Genomic DNA, 1,189 nt, shown 5'->3' on the forward strand with positions numbered 1-1,189 from the left:
GGCCTTCGTGTATGGTTGGTGGTCACCCAAGCGGGCGCGTTATGTTTACATTGGCGTTACAGTTGTTTCCGTTAAACATCGTGTAAGCCAGCACATCAGTGATGCAACCTCAAAAGAGGGCGCGGCTTTTCAGCGTCTGCTGCGTGCTGAGGGTGCTGACAGTTTCGAAGTCCACACTCTGTGGACTGGTGTTCTCGCAGATGCACAGGATGCTGAACGGCGGCTTATTAAGAAGCACCGCACCTGCATCAGCAAAGGTGGTATAAGGGTGTGCTGTATAAATCAGCCCGTGCCTTTTCTGACTACTTGGGCGTACCATCCTATTGGGTTGTGGATAGGCGGAAAGCTGGGGACACGCCAGAGCAGATCGCGGCTAAGGCTGTATCGAGAAGTACGCACAGAATTATCGTGAATGGAGTGTGCTACACAACTCGTAAAGAGCTATGTGATGCATACGGAATCAAGGTCGCAACATTCAGGGCGCGCGTGGCGCGTGGGTTTACGGTAGAGGAAGCTCTGTGTTCTGATGATGGGAGAACAACACGATGGAAATAACTAAGGAGGTCACGTGCTGACCCTACCGCAAATTGCTCAAAGGACGAGCCAACGCAGACGCGAGAGCGCAAAGTACGTGAAAGTCACGTACATGAAGAAGGGGTAGAGTCCTGCCCGTGTCATCCTGAATTGCTGGAATCTCCTGAAGCCTGCTGGCCACAACGCGGTTGGAAACGACGAACGTGATGGTTGAAAATCAGCAGGATTGGACAATCAGCAGCCAAGCGCCGTATAGGCGAAGGTTCAACGACTAGGCGTAAGCCGTACCATCAAGTGATGGGAAGTGGGATGCACCCATGTGGGTGAAGATATAGTCTGATCTGCGGGGAAACTCGTAGCTGCCGAAAGGCGCTGCCGAATTAACGACTCGTCAGGAACATTGTCCGGGGACTCGCTCGGGCGTGGGTACGTGGCATGTGCCTCGTACTCGACCAAGATATGGGACCCATTCAAACGACGCTACGTCAAGAATACACGCGGCCCGGGCGGTAAACCACAACGGTACGTGACTGTTATTGTTTTTCTTGACCCACGGCTTCATGTGATGGTATCATGCAGCTGCGCCGATTTTCGCTATCGGTGGGAAGTAGCGCTTAACCGAAAGGTTGCGGCAGAAATCGAGTACTCGAATGGT

The 1,189-nt window shown here is 52.9% G+C and carries 1 protein-coding gene; it reads left to right on the forward strand.

Annotation, left to right across the window (positions count from 1 at the left end):
* Positions 1-7: 7 nt before the first annotated feature.
* Complete coding sequence (locus AC1RO3_RS07900) at positions 8-412, forward strand: GIY-YIG nuclease family protein (RefSeq protein ID WP_481763916.1); 405 nt, start codon at positions 8-10, stop codon at positions 410-412.
* Positions 413-1,189 lie beyond the last annotated feature (777 nt).

It is taken from the genome of Dellaglioa sp. CoH-57-MRSF-19, assembly GCF_056781975.1.